This window comes from Streptomyces subrutilus (assembly GCF_008704535.1).
Classification (GTDB): domain Bacteria; phylum Actinomycetota; class Actinomycetes; order Streptomycetales; family Streptomycetaceae; genus Streptomyces; species Streptomyces subrutilus.
The window spans coordinates 3,901,002-3,917,966 of the sequence record NZ_CP023701.1 but is presented as its reverse complement, the minus strand read 5'-3'; the positions used below and the strand labels follow the sequence as shown (position 1 = coordinate 3,917,966).

The 16,965-nt window shown below is 71.3% G+C and carries 19 protein-coding genes; 11 read left to right on the top strand and 8 right to left on the bottom strand.

Annotated elements, in window-relative coordinates; translation table 11 throughout:
* Positions 1 to 6 precede the first annotated feature (6 nt).
* The 5 genes from CP968_RS17115 to CP968_RS17095 all read left to right on the top strand — a co-directional run bounded on the left by CP968_RS17115 (position 7) and on the right by CP968_RS17095 (position 3,653).
* Entirely contained in the window at positions 7 to 387 is a 381-nt protein-coding gene (locus CP968_RS17115) for a phage holin family protein (RefSeq protein ID WP_150518852.1), read from the top strand.
* Positions 388 to 445: 58 nt separating this feature from the next.
* Complete coding sequence (locus tag CP968_RS17110) at positions 446 to 889, top strand: low molecular weight protein-tyrosine-phosphatase (RefSeq protein ID WP_229886398.1); 444 nt, start codon at positions 446 to 448, stop codon at positions 887 to 889.
* On the top strand, positions 886 to 2,034 hold the full coding sequence (locus tag CP968_RS17105; RefSeq protein WP_150518850.1) for a cystathionine gamma-lyase: 1,149 nt from the start codon (positions 886 to 888) through the stop codon (positions 2,032 to 2,034). The genes CP968_RS17110 and CP968_RS17105 overlap by 4 nt, the downstream gene beginning before the upstream one ends.
* Positions 2,035 to 2,208: 174 nt before the next feature.
* On the top strand, positions 2,209 to 3,114 hold the full coding sequence (locus tag CP968_RS17100; protein ID WP_150518849.1) for a LysR family transcriptional regulator: 906 nt from the start codon (positions 2,209 to 2,211) through the stop codon (positions 3,112 to 3,114).
* A 59-nt stretch (positions 3,115 to 3,173) separates the two neighbouring features.
* A complete protein-coding gene (locus CP968_RS17095; RefSeq protein ID WP_150518848.1) occupies positions 3,174 to 3,653 on the top strand; it encodes an NUDIX domain-containing protein in 480 nt (159 codons plus the stop codon).
* A 74-nt stretch (positions 3,654 to 3,727) separates the two neighbouring features.
* Here the strand turns inward: CP968_RS17095 and CP968_RS17090 are convergent, their stop codons facing one another.
* On the bottom strand, positions 3,728 to 4,936 hold the full coding sequence (locus tag CP968_RS17090) for a globin domain-containing protein (protein ID WP_150518847.1): 1,209 nt from the start codon (positions 4,934 to 4,936) through the stop codon (positions 3,728 to 3,730).
* Between the two features lie 127 nt (positions 4,937 to 5,063).
* On the bottom strand, positions 5,064 to 5,714 hold the full coding sequence (locus CP968_RS17085) for an HAD family hydrolase (RefSeq protein WP_150521957.1): 651 nt from the start codon (positions 5,712 to 5,714) through the stop codon (positions 5,064 to 5,066).
* A gap of 179 nt (positions 5,715 to 5,893) precedes the next feature.
* Between CP968_RS17085 and CP968_RS17080 the strand changes: the two genes are divergently transcribed.
* The 3 genes from CP968_RS17080 (at position 5,894) to CP968_RS17070 (ending at position 8,505) form a co-directional block, all read left to right on the top strand.
* Entirely contained in the window at positions 5,894 to 6,781 is an 888-nt protein-coding gene (locus CP968_RS17080; RefSeq protein ID WP_150518846.1) for a GNAT family N-acetyltransferase, read from the top strand.
* Between the two features lie 16 nt (positions 6,782 to 6,797).
* A complete protein-coding gene (locus tag CP968_RS17075) occupies positions 6,798 to 7,259 on the top strand; it encodes a GNAT family N-acetyltransferase (protein ID WP_150518845.1) in 462 nt (153 codons plus the stop codon).
* 70 nt (positions 7,260 to 7,329) lie between these two features.
* Positions 7,330 to 8,505 (top strand): winged helix DNA-binding domain-containing protein, encoded by a 1,176-nt coding sequence (locus tag CP968_RS17070; protein WP_150518844.1) that lies wholly within the window; start codon positions 7,330 to 7,332, stop codon positions 8,503 to 8,505.
* Between the two features lie 81 nt (positions 8,506 to 8,586).
* On the opposite strand, the gene CP968_RS17065 is transcribed toward CP968_RS17070, so the two are convergent.
* Positions 8,587 to 9,972, bottom strand: coding sequence for a serine hydrolase domain-containing protein (locus tag CP968_RS17065; protein ID WP_150518843.1), 1,386 nt, complete (start codon positions 9,970 to 9,972; stop codon positions 8,587 to 8,589).
* Between the two features lie 9 nt (positions 9,973 to 9,981).
* A complete protein-coding gene (gene dnaB / locus CP968_RS17060; protein ID WP_150518842.1) occupies positions 9,982 to 11,466 on the bottom strand; it encodes a replicative DNA helicase in 1,485 nt (494 codons plus the stop codon).
* A 434-nt stretch (positions 11,467 to 11,900) separates the two neighbouring features.
* On the opposite strand from dnaB, the gene CP968_RS17055 reads away from it, so the two are divergent.
* A complete protein-coding gene (locus tag CP968_RS17055; protein ID WP_150518841.1) occupies positions 11,901 to 13,238 on the top strand; it encodes an MATE family efflux transporter in 1,338 nt (445 codons plus the stop codon).
* Positions 13,239 to 13,424: 186 nt separating this feature from the next.
* Here CP968_RS17055 and rplI read toward each other — a convergent pair whose 3' ends face one another.
* The 4 genes from rplI to rpsF all read right to left on the bottom strand — a co-directional run bounded on the left by rplI (position 13,425) and on the right by rpsF (position 15,130).
* A complete protein-coding gene (rplI, locus tag CP968_RS17050) occupies positions 13,425 to 13,871 on the bottom strand; it encodes a 50S ribosomal protein L9 (protein ID WP_150518840.1) in 447 nt (148 codons plus the stop codon).
* Between the two features lie 18 nt (positions 13,872 to 13,889).
* Complete coding sequence (gene rpsR / locus CP968_RS17045; protein ID WP_005315025.1) at positions 13,890 to 14,126, bottom strand: 30S ribosomal protein S18; 237 nt, start codon at positions 14,124 to 14,126, stop codon at positions 13,890 to 13,892.
* A 43-nt stretch (positions 14,127 to 14,169) separates the two neighbouring features.
* Positions 14,170 to 14,766, bottom strand: coding sequence for a single-stranded DNA-binding protein (locus CP968_RS17040; protein WP_150518839.1), 597 nt, complete (start codon positions 14,764 to 14,766; stop codon positions 14,170 to 14,172).
* A gap of 73 nt (positions 14,767 to 14,839) precedes the next feature.
* A complete protein-coding gene (gene rpsF, locus CP968_RS17035) occupies positions 14,840 to 15,130 on the bottom strand; it encodes a 30S ribosomal protein S6 (RefSeq protein WP_004950685.1) in 291 nt (96 codons plus the stop codon).
* A gap of 251 nt (positions 15,131 to 15,381) precedes the next feature.
* On the opposite strand from rpsF, the gene CP968_RS17030 reads away from it, so the two are divergent.
* Both CP968_RS17030 and CP968_RS17025 read left to right on the top strand, forming a co-directional pair.
* Positions 15,382 to 15,696, top strand: coding sequence for a hypothetical protein (locus CP968_RS17030; protein ID WP_150518838.1), 315 nt, complete (start codon positions 15,382 to 15,384; stop codon positions 15,694 to 15,696).
* A 141-nt stretch (positions 15,697 to 15,837) separates the two neighbouring features.
* Positions 15,838 to 16,956, top strand: a complete 1,119-nt coding sequence (locus tag CP968_RS17025; protein ID WP_150518837.1) for a lipid II:glycine glycyltransferase FemX — start codon at positions 15,838 to 15,840, stop codon at positions 16,954 to 16,956.
* The last annotated feature ends 9 nt before the right edge of the window (positions 16,957 to 16,965 follow it).

The window sequence follows — 16,965 nt, the reverse complement described above, 5'->3', positions numbered from 1 at the left end:
AGACACATGACGAATTTCGTAGTCAAGACGCTGGCCAACGCCGCGGCGCTGGCCGTGGCCATCTGGCTGCTCGCCGGCATCAGCCTCGACGACGGCAGCAGCCTCGGGCACCGCACCCTCACCCTGATTCTGGTCGCGCTGGTCTTCGGCTTGGTCAATTTCCTCGTCAAGCCCTTGGTGAATCTGCTCTCGCTGCCGCTGTTCATCCTCACCCTCGGCCTGTTCACCCTCGTCGTGAACGCCCTGATGCTGCTGCTGACCTCCTGGCTCGCCCGGCAGCTCGACCTCAGTTTCCACGTGGACGGCTTCTGGACCGCGGTCCTCGGCGGCCTGATCATCTCCGTCGTCTCCTGGGCCGTGAACATGCTGCTGCCCGACAAGAACTGAGCGGGCGCCCGTGTACCGCGTGTGCTTCGTCTGCACCGGCAACATCTGCCGCTCGCCCATGGCCGAGTCCGTCTTCCGCGCCCGCGTGACCGAGGCGGGGCTCGACGGCCTGGTGGAGGTCGACAGCGCCGGCACCGGCGGCTGGCACGAGGGCGACGGCGCCGATCCGCGCACCGTTGCCGTCCTGGAGTCGGCGGGATACGCCCAGAACCACCGTGCCCGGCAGTTCCGGTCGTCCTGGTTCGCCCGGCTCGACCTGGTGATCGCCCTCGACGCCGGCCACCTGCGCGATCTGCGGGACCTCGCCCCCACCCCGCAGGACACCGCCAAGGTCCGGCTGCTGCGGTCCTACGACCCGTCGGCCGCGGCCTCGGACACCGACGTGCCGGACCCCTACTACGGGTCCCTCGACGGGTTCGAGGAGTGCCTGGAGCTGGTCGAGGCCGCGAGCCCCGGCCTGCTCGACGCCGTGCGCGAAGCCATGAAGGAGACCCCCGCGTGAACGACCACGACCGCACCCCGCCGCTCGGCGACGGCACCCGGGCCGTACGGGCCGGTCTGCCCGACCCCGTCAAGAACGAACCGACCCTGCCCGGGCCCGTGTTCGCCGCCCACTTCCACCTGCCCGGCGACGTAGAGGGCCCGTACACCTACGGGCGCGACACCAATCCCACGTGGACCCTGCTCGAACGGGCCATCGGCGAGTTGGAGGCGCCCGGCGAGGAGGTGCACACCGTCGTCTTCGCCTCCGGGATGGCGGCGGTCTCCGCGGTCCTCCTCGCCCACGCGCGCACCGGGGAGACCGTCGTCCTGCCCGACGACGGCTACCAGGCGCTGCCCCTGCTCCGGGAGCAGCTGGAGGCGTACGGGATCGACGTGCGCACCGCCCCCACCGGCGAGGACGCCCAGCTCGCGGTCCTCGACGGCGCCCGGCTGCTGTGGATCGAGACCCCGTCCAACCCCGGCCTCGACGTCTGCGACGTACGGCGCCTGGTCGACGCCGCCCACTCCGGGGGGACCCTCGTCGCCGTCGACAACACCCTCGCCACCCCGCTCGGCCAGCGGCCGCTGGAGCTCGGGGCGGACTTCTCCGTGGCCAGCGGCACCAAGGGCCTGACCGGCCACGGCGACCTGCTCCTCGGGTACGTCGTCTGCCGCTCGTCGGAGCTGGCGGCCCGGGTACGGCAGTGGCGCAAGATCGTCGGCGCGATCCCCGGCCCGATGGAGGCCTGGCTGGCGCACCGCTCCCTGGCCACCATCCAGTTGCGCGCCCAGCGCCAGTGGGCCAACGCGCTGGCCGTCGCCGAAGCACTGACCGGCCGGGCCGACGTGACGGGGCTGCGCTATCCCGGTCTGCCCGCGGACCCCGCGCACAAGACGGCCGCCCGGCAGATGCGGGGCTTCGGTTCGGTGGTCTCCTTCACGCTTCCCGATCGTGCGCACGCGGAACGGTTCATGGCCGCCCTGCACCTGGTCGAGGACGCGACCAGCTTCGGCGGGGTGCGGTCCACCGCCGAGCGGCGCGGACGGTGGGGTGGAGACGCCGTGCCGGAGGGGTTCATCCGCTTCTCCGCCGGAGCAGAGGACACCGACGACCTGACCGCGGACGTGTTGCGGGCCCTCGACATCGCGGGCGGCGCCGGCTGACGGGGCGGTGGAAGCGGTCCGAGCCTCCCCCCTGGTGGCTCGGACCGCCCCGGGTTCCGCGCGCGAAGAACCACATCACCAGGCTAGTTGACTGTGCGTCAGAGTCCAATCACGGTAACGACAGGGACCCATCGCCCTCTTTATAGTTGAAGGCCCCCACCGAGAGGTACCGCTGTGGACCTGGCCTTATTGCGGACCTTCGTCGCCGTTCACCGCGCCGGCTCGTTCACCCGGGCCGCCGGGCTGCTCGGGCTGTCACAGCCCGCGGTCACCTCGCAGATACGCATCCTGGAACGGCAGCTCGGGCGGCCCCTGTTCGACCGGCGCGCCCGCGGCGTCACCCCGACGGCCGTCGGCGACGAACTGGCCCAGAAGGCCGCGCCCCACCTCGACGCGCTGCTGCGGATCACCGAAGCCGAGCTGGAGGCCGCGGGGGCGCTGCGCACCCTGCACATCGCCGGGCCTCCCGAATTCCTCTGCCTGCGCGTACTGCCGGCCCTCGCACCCCTGGTCGGCCAGGGCCATTCGCTGCGCACAGCCTTCCCCTCCCGGGCAGAGGAGGCCCTCGACGGGCTGGCCGCCGGCCACCACGACCTCGTGGTCACCACCGCGCAGCCCCGGGGCGGGCCCTTCACCGCCACCGCCCTGTGCGACGAGGAACACCTCCTGGTCGCGGCGCCCTACTGGGCCGCCTTCGTCGATGCCGAGCGGCTGCGCGCCGACGGGCCCGCCGCACTCGACGGCATCCCGCTCGTCGAAGTCCACGAAACGCTGCCGCTCGCCACCCGCTACTGGTCCGCCGTCTTCGACACCCACCCCGACGCCCGGCCACCCGCCGCCACCGTCGTGGCGCCCGATCTGCGGGCCGTCCTGGAGTGCGTCCGGGCCGGCGCGGGATGCGCGGTCCTGCCCCGCTACCTCTGCCAGGACGCCCTCGACGCGGGCCGGATCGTGGCCCTGCCGGAGCCCGCCGTGCCGCCGCTGCGCACCTGGTTCCTCGTCGTACGGGCCGGGAGCCTCGCCCTCGCCCATCTCGCGCGTGCCCACGACAGGCTGCTGCGCGCCGCCGTGCGCTGGTGAGACCCCGTTTCCGGCCCGTGGCGCGTTTCAGAAGCGGAGCGGTGGGCCACTCTTCTCCCATGACCGAACGTCCCGTGGTCAAACGCACCGCCCGCGCGATCCTGCTCGACGGTGACGACCTGATCCTCATCAAGCGCACCAAGCCCGGCGTCGATCCGTACTGGCTCACCCCCGGCGGGGGAGTGGAAGCCTCCGACGCCACGGTCGTCGACGCCCTTCACCGAGAGGTGCACGAAGAACTCGGCGCGAAGATCACCGATGTGGTCCCCTGTTTCGTCGACACCGTCGAGCACATCGCCGAACGGGGGGTCACCGGCGTGAAGGTGCAGCACTTCTTCGTCTGCCACCTGGAATCCATGGACCCCAGCCAGCGGCACGGTCCCGAGATCGACGAACCCGAGGGCGAGTACGAGATCGTCCGGGTGCCGTTCAGTCGGGTCGGCATCGCGGCCGTCCACCTCGTCCCGCTGTCCCTGCGGCACTACCTCGACGGCAACATCGAGGGGGTGCGCGCCATGCACGCCCCCGACCTGGGCTGACCTTCCCGCCGGCCGGGCGCGGCGGAGCCTCGGGGCTCCGCCGCAGACGGCTGAGGGGCTCGGCCCCGGGGCCCTCAGCCGGCCACGCCCGCCAGTTCCTCCACCGCGTCGTGACGGATGCGCTCGCCGGGGATGCCGATCCGCTTGAGTTCGTCGACTCCGCTGCGGATCATGGCGGGCGGTCCGGAGACGTACGCGTCGTACGAGCTCCACGGCCCGTGCTCGCCCACGGCGTGCGGCAGCTGTCCGGACAGGCCGTCGCCGACGACCGGGCGCACGGAGAGCCACGGGTGCGAGCGCTGGAGGCCCAGCAGGGTGTCCTTGTCGTACAGGTCGTTGTCGCAGCGGGCGCCGAAGAAGACCTCCACCGGGCGGCGCTGGCCGTGCTCGGCCACGTCCTCGATCAGCGCCTTGATCGGCGCGATGCCGGTGCCGCCGCCCAGGCAGAGCATTCCGTTGTCCGTGCTGTGGTCCACCACCATCGATCCGGCGGGCGGACCCAGGCGTAAGACGTCGCCCGGCCTGGCATGACGGACCAGCGCGTTGGAGACCCAGCCCGCGGGGACGGCCTTCACGTGGAAGGAGAGCAGGCCGTCGGTGCGCGGGGCCGAGGCGAAGGAGTAGTGGCGCCAGACCCGCGGCCACCACGGGGTCTCCAGGCTCGTGTACTGGCCGGCCAGGAAGGCGTAGGGCTGGTCGGGGCGGACCGTCAGCACCGCGATGTCCGGGGTGCGCAGTTCGTGGGAGACCACCTCGGCGTGCCACCACGCCGGAGCGGCGACCTCGTCGTCCGACGCCGCATCGATCATGGTCTGCGAGATCGCGGTGTAGGCCCGCACCCAGGCGGCTTCCGCCTCCGGTCCCCAGGACCTTTCGGCGTACCGGGCCAGAGCCCCCAACAGCGCCTCGCCCACCACCGGATAGTGGCCGGGCAGCGTGCCGTACTTGCGGTGCCCGGTGCCCAGCCTGCGCAGGTACGGGAGGAGCACCGCGGGGTTGTCGATGTGCTCGGCGGCGGTCAGCAGGGCCTTCAGCAGCCGGTCGCGCTGTACGTCCATGGCGATCGGGAACATGCTGCGCAGCTCCGGGTGGCCTATGAACACCAGGGCGTAGAAGTACGAGGTCATCCTGTCGGCTACGGGTTCGATCTCCGCGAGGGTCCTGCGGATGAGCACGGCGTCCGGTGAGGGCTCGGCCGTACCGCCGCCGGAGGGTATCCGGGCCGTCTCCCGTCTCGCCGATCTGGTGGGCGGAGCGTCCATGCGGTGCCTCGCTTCGAGCATCTCGGTCGGTCTGCACACCCACGGCCTGTCGATCCGTGGTTCCGGGTTCCGGGCTCCACAGCGTGCCAGCCCGCCTGGGGCCCTGCGGGGAAATGGAGAAAATCCGCGTTTCGAACCCCCGCTCCCCCTAGGATGCCGTGGCCTGCGGGCGGGCCGATCCGGAGAGCTGGAAGGCCTCTCTGAGGTCCCGGCCCGTGTAGACGTGCGTGGCCCGTTCGGCCAGGTAAGGACGCGCGTTGACCGCCACGGACACCGGCACGACGTCGAAGAGCACGGCATCGGTCATCGAGTCCCCGTACGCGACGCAGTCGCCCCGCGTGACACCGAACCGCTCGCACAGTCGGTCCGCCACCGTCACCTTGGCCTCGGGCGTCAGGATCCCGGCCACCTCCACGGGGCGGGTGAACGGCACCTCCGGATAGAGCGATCCGTGCGCGGCGTGCGCGCCCCACTCCAGCAGCAGGTCCACGAAGAAGGACGGCGACAGCGAGATCACCGCGCAGTAGTCGCCCCGCTCCCGGATCTCCTGCCACACCTCCCGGATGCCGGCCAGCCAGGGAGAGCCGTCGAAGGCCGCCCTGACGTGCGCGGGGGTCAGCTCCGACCACAGGGCGTGGGCGGCCACCGAGAACTCCTGGGGGCCGATCTCCAGCGCGGCGAACGCCCGCTCCAGCTCGGCGATCTCGGTGCCCAGCCCGAGCTGGCGGGAGATTTCGACCGGCGCCGCCGAGCCGTACATCAGCGTTCCGTCGAGGTCGAAGAGGTGCAGGAGGGGCATGGACATCGAGATTAGTCCGTCCGTATCGGACGCCCCACCGTGTTTCACGTGAGACGTCTCGTGGTTTCACGTGAAACACCGGCCGATGTTTCACGTGAAACGCCGGTCCGTGTTTCACGTGGAACATCGCCTCGTCAAACCCCCTGGACGACTCCCGGCCGATGATCCACTCTGAGTCGGTGACACCACCACAGATCACCGAGGCACCCATCAGGCCACTGACCATGGACGACCTCCCCCGGTGCGCCGACCTGTCCGAGGACCGCGGCTGGCCCCGCGAGGTCCACAAGTGGGGGCTGCTCCTCGCCGCGGGTGACGGCTACGGCATCGACGCCCCGGACGGGCAGGGACTGGCCGCCGCCTGTGTCGTCACCCGGTACGGACAGACTCCCGCCGCGCCGGAGCTCGCCGCCATCGGCATGGTGCTGGTCGCCGACCGCTATGCCCGCCGGGGCCTGGGCCGCCGTCTGATGCGGCACGTCTGCGACGACGTCCTCAAGGGCGTGCCCCTCACCCTGCACGCCACCCCCTACGGCCGACCCCTCTACGAAGAGCTCGGCTTCGCGTCCGCGGGCCGCGCCGAGATGCTCCGCGGCACCTTCCGGCCCGACGGGACGGTGGACTCCCACGACGGCTCCACCGTCAGGCCGGCCGGCGTGGAGGACCTCTCCCGCATCCTGGCGCTGGACGCCGAGGTCTTCGGCACCGATCGCACCCACATGATCGTCCGGCTGCCCGCCTTCGCGGACCAACTCCTCGTGGCCGAGGACGGCGAGGGCACGCTCACGGGCTACGCCGCGGCCTGGCCCAACATGGACACCCACGTCGTGGGCCCGCTGATCGCCCGGGACACCGACACCGCCCGCGCCCTCGTCACGGCCCTGGCCGCGGGCACCGAACGGCCGCTGCGCACCGATGTCGACCTACGGCACGAGGAACTCCGCGGCTGGCTGAAGGAACGCGGCCTGGAGTCCGTGTCCTCCAACACCGTCATGACCCGAGACATCCCCGGCCCGCCCGGTGACTGGACCCGTCGCTGGGCGCCGCTCACCGTGGCCGCCGGCTGAGAAAGGACAACCCGGCATGAGCGATGCCTCCGAGCTGACCATCCGCCCCGCGACCGAGGCCGACCTTCCGGCGATCGTCGCCATGCTGGCCGACGACCCGCTCGGGGCGACGCGGGAATCCCCCGACGACCTCGCTCCGTACGTCGCGGCCCTCAAGCGCCTCTCCGAGGACCCGAACCAGCACGTGGTCGTCGCCGTCCGCGCGGGACGGGTCGTGGGCACGCTCCAGCTCACGATCGTCCACGGGCTCTCCCGCCAGGGCGCGACCCGTTCCGTCATCGAGGGCGTCCGCGTCCACGCCGACGAACGCGGCAGCGGGCTCGGCACCCGGTTCATCGAATGGGCGATCGAGCAGTCCCGGGCCGACCACTGCAGCCTGGTCCAGCTCACCTCGGACGCGACCCGGACCGACGCCCACCGCTTCTACGAGCGCCTCGGCTTCACCGGTTCGCACGTCGGGTTCAAGCTCTCTCTCTGAACGACCGCGTCGGACGGGCAGGTTCGGCGAACCGGACCGCCGCACGGCGGTCCGGCCTACGATCGGGAGGGTGAACTCCGCCCTCCCCCTGATCAGCACCGCGGAACGCCGCCACCGCCTCGGCCGGCGCCACCGCCTGGCGCCCTCGGTCCGCGCCGCCACGGTGCCGCAGGCCGCGGACTGCGTCGTCGCCCTGCACGCCACGGACGCCTCGACGGTCTTCCTCTCCGCCCGGGCCCGGCTGACCGAGGGCGGCCCCGAGGTGATCGAACGGGCGCTCTACGAAGACGTCAGCCTGGTCCGCCTGCTCAGCATGCGCAACACTCTCTTCGCGGTCTCCGCCCCGCTGGCGCCGTACGTCGACGCCTCCACGGCCCGCGCCATCGCGGCCAAGGAGCGGCGCACCCTCCTCAAGCACCTCGCAGAGGACGGCCAGGGCCTGGACGCCGACTGGCTGGCCGGGGCCGAGGAGGCCGCCCTCGCCGCGCTGGACACCGCGGGCCCCGCCACCGGCAGCCAGCTGTCCGCCGCCGTGCCCGCCCTCCGCCTGAAGATCACTCTGGGCCGGGGCAAGAAGTACGAGGCGCGGACCGGCATCGCCACCCGGGTCATCCGACTGCTGGCCGCGGATGGGCGCATCCGCCGGGACCGCCCGCGCGGATCGTGGACCTCCAGCCAGTACCGCTGGGTCCACACCGCGCCCTGGCCCGCCCTGCCCGCCGCGGAAGCCCGCGCGGAGCTCGCCGGGCGCTGGCTACGGGCGTACGGCCCGGCCACCGAAGCGGACCTCGCGTGGTGGACGGGCTGGACCCTGACCGACGTCCGCACGGCCCTCGCCGCCGTCGGGCCCGACCCGGTACGGCTGGAGGACGGCGCCACCGCCCTGGTGAGCCCCGGTGACACCGGTCCCGAGCCCGCCCCCGAGCCCTGGGCGGCGCTGCTGCCCGGCCTCGACCCCAGCGGGATGGGCTGGGCCGACCGGAGCTTCCACCTCGATCCCGCGCACCGGCCCGCCCTCTTCGACTACGCCGGCAACATCGGCCCCACCGTCTGGTGGAACGGCGAGATCGTCGGCGGGTGGGCCCAACGCGCCGACGGCGAGGTCGTCTGGCGGCTGCTGGGCCGCCCCGGACGCGCCGCCGAGGAGGCGATAGCCCACGAGGCCGGCCGCCTGGCGGACTGGCTGGGCGCGGCCAGGATCACCCCGCGCTTCCGGACCCCGCTGGAGCGCGAGCTCGTCGCCTGACCCGTCCGAGGCCGGGTCGGGCGCGTCACCCGGCCCGAGCTCCGGCCCCGGCCACCGGTCCCCGAGCGCCCGGCCGCCGCGTCAGCCGATGCCGCGCCAGCCCCCCGGGTCCACCCCGCCGGGCACCGGCGCCCCGGCGTCGTAGGGCTCCCGCGTGAAGACGAAGGACCCGAGGTCGAGGTGGCTGACCGACCCGTCCTCCCGGCGCACCGCCCGCAAGGTCTCCCCCGCGTAGTAGCCGGACAGCCCGCGCCAGCTGCCATCGGGCTCCGCGCGGAAGCGAGCCGCCCGCCCGGTGGCGCCGACCGGTTCCAGTTGCAGCGCCCCGTCCGCCGTCAGTCGCACCACCTGGGCCGAAGTGCCCCAGTACCAGGGCCCGCACAGCTCCAAGGCCACCGGATCGGCCTCCCGCAGCGGCCGCCACGGCTCCGGGAACCTCGGCTCGGCCTCGGCCACGATCGCCAGCAGGTCTGCGGCCACGGTCGCGACGGGCAGACCCGAGGTGCAGTTCGCCAGGACCACCGCCGCCACGTCGTCCGCCTCGCTGATCCAGAGCGCCGCGACGAACCCCGGCAGCGAACCGGTGTGCCCCGCGAGCCGGCGGCCGCCGTGCACCGCCAGCTGCAGGCCCAGGCCGTATCCGGCCTCGGCGACACCGGGCTCCGGCGGCGACGCCGCCGCGCGCATCTCCCGTACCGTGGCGGCGCTCAGCACCCGCTCGTCACCGCGCAGCAGGAAGCCGGCGAACCGTGCCAGGTCCCTCGTGGTCGACCACAGCTGCCCGGCCGCGGCCATCAGGCCCAGGTCCTCCAGCGGTTCCGGCATCATCACGTCCGCCCACGGATGCACGGCCCAGCCGTCCGCGTGCGGCGCCCGGGGCACCTCCCCCGTGCGGTCCAGACCGAGCGGCTCCAACACCTCCGCCCGCAGCACCTGCGCCCACGGCTTCCCGCGCAGCGCCTCGACGAGCGAACCGAGCAGCGTGTAACCGGGGTTGGAGTAGTGGTACCGGCGGCCGGGCGCGTGCCGGAACGGGTCCTCGCCCAGGACGTCCGCGAGTTCGGGGCGCGTCGACCCGGGGGTGCGCTCCCACCACGCACCGGGCGTCTCCGCGGCCAACCCGCCGGTGTGGCAGAGCAGCTGGGCGACGGTCACCTCGCCGACGCCCGTCCCGGGCAGGTGCTTCTCCAACGGATCGGAGAGGTCGAGCAGCCCCTCGTCGCGCAGCCGCATCACCAGAACGGCCGTGAACGTCTTGCTGATCGACCCGACCCGGTACTGCACGTTCCCGTCCGGGCCGGGCCCGGCGACGGAGGTCCGGGCGCCCTCCCAGACGATCCCGCTCCCCCGCGCGACCGCGGCCACCACGGACGGCGCCCGCCCTTCGCTCTGCGCCACGGCCACCCGGTGGCTCAACGCACGCCGGGTCGCGGGGAGAAGGTCACGGTCCTCGATGAGCTCATCCATGATCGGATGCTACGTGTTGGCCATGTCCACGAAGCGGGAGTAGTGGCCCTGGAAGGCCACGGTGATCGTCGCCGTGGGGCCGTTTCGATGCTTGGCCACGATCAGGTCGGCCTCGCCGGCCCGGGGGGACTCCTTCTCGTAGGCGTCCTCGCGGTGCAGCAGGATCACCATGTCGGCGTCCTGCTCGATCGAGCCCGATTCACGGAGGTCGGAGACCATCGGCTTCTTGTCCGTGCGCTGTTCGGGACCACGGTTCAGCTGGGAGAGCGCGATCACGGGGACCTCCAGCTCCTTCGCCAGCAGCTTGAGGTTTCGCGACATGTCCGAGACCTCCTGCTGGCGGCTCTCGGGACGGCGCGAGCCGCCCGACTGCATCAGCTGGAGGTAGTCGATGACGACGAGCGAGAGGTCGTTGCGCTGCTTGAGCCGGCGGCACTTGGCCCGGATCTCCATCATCGACAGGTTGGGGGAGTCGTCGATGTACAGCGGGGCGGCCGAGACGTCGGGCATCCGGCGGGCCAGCCGGGTCCAGTCGTCGTCGGTCATGGTTCCCGAACGCATGTGGTGCAGGGCCACCCGCGCCTCCGCCGAGAGGAGGCGCATCGCGATCTCGTTGCGACCCATTTCCAGGGAGAAGATCACGCTCGGCAGGTTGCTCTTGATCGAGCAGGCCCGCGCGAAGTCCAGCGCGAGCGTGGACTTTCCCATGGCGGGACGGGCCGCGATGACGATCATCTGGCCGGGGTGCAGGCCGTTGGTCAGCGAGTCCAGGTCGGTGAACCCGGTCGGGACGCCCGACATCTGGCCGCTGCGCGACCCGATGGCCTCGATCTCGTCGAGGGCGCCTTCCATGATGTCGCCCAGCGGCAGGTAGTCCTCGGAGGTGCGCTGCTCGGTGACGGCGTAGATCTCGGCCTGGGCGCTGTTGACGATCTCGTCGACGTCGCCGTCGGCCGCGTACCCCATCTGCGTGATCTTCGTACCGGCGGCCACCAGGCGGCGCAGGACCGCCCTCTCGTGGACGATCTCCGCGTAGTACTCGGCGTTCGCCGCGGTGGGCACCGACTGCACCAGCGTGTGCAGGTACGAGGCCCCGCCGACCTTGCCGATCTCGCCGCGCCGGGTCAGCTCCGCGCCGACGGTGATCGGGTCGGCCGGCTCGCCCTTGGCGTACAGGTCGAGGATGGCCTGGTAGATCGTCTCGTGGGAGGGCCGGTAGAAGTCGTGTCCCTTGAGGACCTCCACGACGTCGGCGATGGCGTCCTTCGACAGCAGCATGCCGCCGAGCACCGACTGCTCCGCGTCGAGGTCCTGCGGCGGGACCCGCTCGAAGCCGCCGCCCCCGCCCCCGTCCCAGGAGCCCCCCTCGCGGCCCCGCTCGTGCTGCTCGTCACCGCGGCCGCGGCCTTCTCCACCGCGGCGCGAACGGGTGGGCAGACGGTCCCCCGGACCGCTGTCGGCCCAAGGGTCGTCCATGGGCTCGGGGATGCTCACCGGGCCGCCTCCTCCCGTCCGCAACGCGGACCTCGCCGTGTCACTCTTTCTACGACACGGCTCTGACATTTGGGGCACCCGAATCGGCTCTCGGCGAGTCGGGCAACGCACCACGGTAGGGCCGCGAGCGGCGTCAGCCAATCTTGTTATCCACAGGCTGTGTGGATGAGATGTGGACGACGGCGCCAATGCTGTGGGTAACTCCACGGAAGCTGTGTACGGACCGGGGGACAGTGCTGTGGACAAAATCACCCGGCCCACCCCGTTACCCACTCTGACCTGGGGTTTCTTGGGTTGACCCCTGTGGGGGAGAAAATTCTTGGCCACTGTCTCAAGATCGCCTCCAACGGGTTGCGAAGAACGCCCAAGTCAGCGCCTCGGTAAGGCTCCAAAGAGCCTTGCATCCATTACCTGTGGAAGATTAGATTGAGCGCATGACACAGGCCCCCGCCACGCCGAAGGCCGCGCCGAGACGACACGACAGAGAGATCTTCGCTCTGGCCGTTCCCGCCTTCGGCGCCCTCGTCGCCGAGCCCCTCTTCGTGATGGCCGACAGCGCCATCGTGGGGCACCTCGGCACCCCCCAGCTGGCCGGCCTGGGCATCGCCGCCGCCCTCCTCACCACCGCGGTCAGCGTCTTCGTCTTCCTCGCCTACGCCACCACCGCGGCCGTCTCCCGCCGCGTCGGCGCCGGCGACCTGCGCGCGGCCATCCGCCAGGGCATGGACGGCATCTGGCTCGCCCTCCTGCTCGGGGCCCTCGTCATCGCGGTGGTGCTGCCCGCCGCTCCCTGGCTGGTCTCCCTCTTCGGGGCCTCGGACACGGTCGCCCCGTACGCCGTCACGTACCTGCGGATCTCCTCGTTCGGCATCCCGGCCATGCTCGTGGTCCTGGCCTCCACGGGTGTCCTGCGCGGCCTCCAGGACACCCGTACGCCGCTCTACGTCGCCGTGGGGGGCTTCGCCCTGAACGGCGTCCTGAACGTGGCGCTGGTGTACGGCGCGGGCCTCGGCATCGCCGGATCCGCATGGGGCACCGTCATCGCCCAGTGCGCCATGGCCGCGGTCTACCTCGTGGTCGTCGTACGGGGCGCCCGGCGGCACGGCGCCTCCCTGCGCCCGGACGCCACGGGCATACGGGCCTGCGCCCAGGCCGGGGCGCCGCTGCTCGTGCGCACCCTGTCGCTGCGGGCCGTCCTGATGATCGCTACCGCCGTCGCCGCCCGGCTCGGCGACGCCGACATCGCGGCGCACCAGATCCTGCTCTCCCTGTGGAGCCTGCTCGCCTTCGCCCTGGACGCCATCGCCATCGCGGGGCAGGCCATCATCGGCCGCTACCTGGGCGCCGGGGACACCGAGGGCGCCAAGGCCGTGTGCCGCCGCATGGTGCGGTGGGGCATCGTCTCGGGCCTCGTGCTCGGCCTGCTGGTCGCCGCCGCCCGGCCCGTGTTCGTCCCGCTGTTCACCGGCGACCCGGCGGTCGAGGACGCGCTGCTGCCCGCCCTGCTGGTGGTGGCCGTCTCCCAGCCCGTCTCCGGCATCGTCTTCGTGCTCGACGGGGTGCTGATGGGAGCGGGCGACGGTCGCTACCTGGCCTGGGCGATGCTGCTGACGCTGGCCGTCTTCACCCCGGTCGCCCTGCTCGTCCCCTCGCTCGGCGGCGGCCTGACGACGCTCTGGTGGGCCATGACGCTGATGATGCTGGTCCGGATGGTCACCCTCCAGCTCCGCGCCCGCTCGGGCCGCTGGCTGGTCGCCGGGGCCACCCGCTAGGACCGCGGGCGGCCGACGCGCGGCGCGGCCCGGGCGATGTTTCACGTGAAACGTCGCGGCTCCCGGTCCACACCCTGTTTCACGTGAAACACCGGCCGGGTTTCACGTGAAACACCGGCCGCCGCCCGGCCCGGCACACGACGAAGGGCCGCACCCCGTGGGGTGCGGCCCTTCGTGTTGCAGCCCTTAGGCGGCGACGACCTCGACGCCCACGTTCGCGGCCACGTCGGCGTGCAGACGCACGGAGACCTGGTACGAACCGAGGGTCTTGATCGGCGAGCCCAGCTCGACGCGGCGCTTGTCGACCTTCGGGCCACCCGAGGACTCGATCGCCGTGGCGATGTCGGCCGGGGTAACGGAACCGAAGAGACGACCGGCGTCACCCGCGCGGGTGGCCAGGCGAACCTTCACGGCCTCAAGCTTGGCCTTGAACTCGTTGGCCTGCTCGATGGTCGCGATCTCGTGGATCTTGCGGGCGCGGCGGATCTGCGCCACGTCCTTCTCGCCACCCTTGGTCCAGCGGATCGCGAAACCACGCGGGACCAGGTAGTTGCGAGCGTAACCGTCCTTGACGTCGACGACATCGCCGGCGGTACCGAGGCCAGAAACCTCGTGGGTCAGGATGATCTTCATTAGTCGGTCACCCTTTCCTTATCGCGCGGTGGACGTGTAGGGCAGCAGTGCCATCTCACGGCTGTTCTTCACAGCCGTGGCGACGTCACGCTGGTGCTGCGTGCAGTTGCCGGTGACGCGGCGGGCACGGATCTTGCCGCGGTCGGAAATGAACTTCCGCAGCATGTTCGTGTCCTTGTAGTCCACGTACGCGGTCTTGTCCTTGCAGAACGCGCAGACCTTCTTCTTAGGCTTGCGCACAGGCGGCTTCGCCATGGTGTCTCTCCTGTGTGATCAAGAAGTGGGGGTTCGAGCTGCCCTAGAAGGGCGGCTCGTCCGAGTAGCCACCGCCGGAGCCGCCGGAGTTTCCACCCCAGCCGCCCCCGCCGCCGCCCTGCTGCTGGCCACCGGCCGGCGCGCTGGACGACCACGGGTCGTCGGAGGGGCCTCCGCCGCCCTGCGGAGCGGCGCCACCGGGGGCTCCGCCCCAGTTGCCACCGCCGCCGCCCTGCTGCTGTCCGCCGCCGCCGTATCCACCCTGGCCGCCGCGACCCGTGGTCTTGGCGACCTTGGCCGTGGCGGTCTTCAGGCTGGGGCCGACTTCCTCGACGTCCAGCTCGTAGACCGTGCGCTTGACACCCTCGCGGTCCTCGTACGACCGCTGCTTCAGGCGGCCCTGCACGATGACGCGCATGCCCCGCTGAAGGGACTCGGCGACGTTCTCGGCCGCCTGACGCCAGACCGAACAGGTCAGGAACAGGCCTTCGCCGTCCTTCCACTCGTTGGTCTGCTTGTCGAAGATGCGGGGAGTGGACGCGACACGGAACTTCGCGACCGCCGCACCCGAGGGGGTGAAGCGCAGCTCGGGGTCGTCGACGAGATTGCCGACGACCGTGATGACGGTCTCGCCTGCCATGGATGAACCTCTCGGCGGGGATGTGCTGCTGGGCTGCTGTGCTACTCGGTCCCGATTACCGCTGAACCGAAGTTCAGTGGGTCTCGGGGCGAAGGACCTTGGTCCGGAGAACCGACTCGTTCAGGTTCATCTGTCGGTCAAGCTCCTTGACGACCGCAGGCTCGGCCTGGAGGTCGATGACCGAGTAGATGCCCTCGGGCTTCTTCTTGATCTCGTAAGCGAGACGACGACGGCCCCAGGTGTCGACCTTCTCGACCTTTCCGTTGCCCTCACGGACGACGGAGAGGAAGTTCTCGATCAGCGGGGAGACAGCGCGCTCCTCGAGATCGGGGTCGAGGATGACCATCACTTCGTAGTGACGCATGTGGAACCCACCTCCTTTGGACTCAGCGGCCACGGTCGTTCCGTGGCAGGAGGGTCGTGATGCGTGCCGCACGGTGTCCGAGAACAGACACCGCGCAGACCGTACAGACTACCCCGTCGACTCCTTCCGGTTGAAATCCGGCAGCAGAGGGCCACAATCTGTATGCATCGGGTGTGCTCGGTGCTATGCCCCCGGCTCCTGCCGGAGGCGGCCCCGCGCACCGCTCTGCTTCAGCCAGGAGGTGCCTTCCGATGGCACAGGCCATTCGACCCCAGTCCTCGATCTCGCTCCTCGCGACCGACGGCAAGCCCCACCCGCTTCAGGACACCCTGATGGCGGTCACCCTGGTCCTCGGCACCGTGGCGTTCGTCACGGGCTTCTTCCACAACCTGCACCTGCTCAGCTCGTGGGCCGGGCTGATCGGGATCCTCACCGGCGCGTACGGACAGTTCATCTCGGTGACGACACGCGAGCGCTTCGCACTGATCATCGGGCTGGGCGCCTCGGCCGTGGGCTTCTACCTCGGCATGGCGCACGGCGGTCTCTTCGGCGGCTGGGCCGGCTGACCGGGCACCTCCGCCCCACCCGGGGGCCCGGGCCGGTCACAGTCCGGCGCGGGCCTCCGGCCCGTCCCCCAGAAGGGTCGCGCCCCTGTCGCAGTAGGCTTCGCGCCATAGCCAGCGAAGCCGCCGGAGGAGACGCCCCGCATGAGCCTGTCCCTGAGGACCATCAGCCGAGAGCAGCATCTGGGTTACCTCCAGAGCCTGCCCTCGGCGAGCCACTGCCAGGTCCCGGCGTGGGCCGACGTGAAGAACGAGTGGCGTTCGGAGAACCTCGGTTGGTTCGACGGCTCCGGCGAACTCGTCGGCGCCGCCCTCGTCTTGTACCGCCAGCTGCCCAAGGTGAAGCGGTATCTCGCGTACCTCCCCGAGGGCCCGGTCATCAACTGGTACGCCCCCAACCTGGAGGAGTGGCTCCAGCCGATGCTGGCGCACCTCAAGCAGCAGGGCGCCTTCACCGTGAAGATGGGCCCGCCCGTCGTCATCCGCCGCTGGAACTCGACCGCCATCAAGGCCGGCATCCAGGACCCCGACGTCAAGCGCCTGCGCGACGTGGAGGCCTCGGTCATCGAGCCCCGCGCCTTCGAGGTCTCCGACAAGCTCCGCCGCATGGGCTGGCAGCAGGCGGAGGACGGCGGCGCCGGCTTCGGCGACGTCCAGCCCCGGTACGTCTTCCAGGTCCCGCTGGCCAACCGCTCGCTGGACGACGTCCTCAAGGGCTTCAACCAGCTGTGGCGCCGCAACATCAAGAAGGCCGAGAAGGCCGGCGTCGAGGTCGTCCAAGGCGGCTACGAGGACCTGCCGACCTGGCAGCACCTGTACGAGATCACCGCCGAGCGCGACAAGTTCCGCCCGCGCCCGCTCAGCTACTTCCAGCGCCAGTGGACGGCCCTCAACGCCGAGGACCCCAACCGGATGCGGCTGTACATCGCGACGCACGAGGGGGAGCCGCTGGCCGCCGCCACGATGCTCACCGTCGGCCAGCACGTCTGGTACTCGTACGGCGCGTCCGCCAACCACAAGCGCGAGGTGCGGCCCTCGAACGCGATGCAGTGGCGCATGCTGCGCGACGCGTACGCACTGGGCGCCGGCGTCTACGACCTGCGCGGAATCTCTGACACGCTGGACGAGAACGATCACCTGTTCGGCCTGATCCAGTTCAAGGTCGGCACGGGCGGCGAGGCCGTGGAGTACGTCGGCGAGTGGGACTTCCCGCTCAACAAGGTGCTGCACAAGGCGCTCGACCTCTACATGTCGCGCCGCTGATCCACCCCC